The sequence below is a fragment of the Vibrio sp. 1562 genome, assembly GCF_033340155.1.
Lineage (GTDB): Bacteria > Pseudomonadota > Gammaproteobacteria > Enterobacterales > Vibrionaceae > Vibrio > Vibrio alginolyticus.
In genome coordinates this window covers 1-703 of record NZ_JAWOVY010000344.1, presented here as the reverse complement: position 1 = coordinate 703, position 703 = coordinate 1, and the positions used below count along the sequence as shown (strand labels likewise).

The window sequence follows — 703 nt, the reverse complement described above, 5'->3', positions numbered from 1 at the left end:
CCATATCAAGCTCTTCAAGCGTTGGGCCTTTGCCCGCACCGTGTAGCTCGTCAAGCAGCTTCTCAAACTCTTCATCGGTCATCAGGTCGCTATCGCCTGAAGCAGCTGAAACCGCAGGAGCAGCAGGTTCTGGTGCTTTAGGCGTCTCTACAGGAGCGGCTGTTGCTGCTGAAGGGCTCTGACCAACACCATGCAATTCATCAAGAAGACGTTCGAATTCGTCATCGGTGATATCGCCATTGTCCAGAACAGGCGCACTTGCTTGAACAGGTGCAGCCGCTGTTGGAGCTGATGTCGATGCGCCTGGTGCAGCACCTTTACCGTGCAGCTCATCAAGAAGCTTTTCAAACTCGTCTTGAGTAATTTCGTCGACAGAACCTATAGAACCCGCCTCCGTTATGTCGGCTGCAGGGGCAGCTGGCACTTCGTTAGCAGGTTCTGGGATAATTGGTTCTGGAGTAACGATAGGTTCTTCAACCACAGTAGCTACTTCGTCTTCAGACTCAGGCTTACATAGACGGTGCAGTTCATCCAGCAACGCAGGGTCTGCAGCTTCTAACGCTTCTCGATCTTGCACAGCTTGGAACTGGGTATTTACCGTATCCAACGCCTTCAACATGGTATCCATGAGACTTGGCGTTACAGAACGTTGGCCATTTCGCAACACGTCGAACACGTTCTCTGCACCGTGGCAGGTGTCGAC

General features: G+C 52.3%; 1 protein-coding gene. It reads right to left on the bottom strand.

Annotation, left to right across the window (positions count from 1 at the left end):
• On the bottom strand, positions 1-703 hold a 703-nt coding region (locus R7Z49_RS25095; protein WP_318112400.1), incomplete at both ends, for an SHOCT domain-containing protein.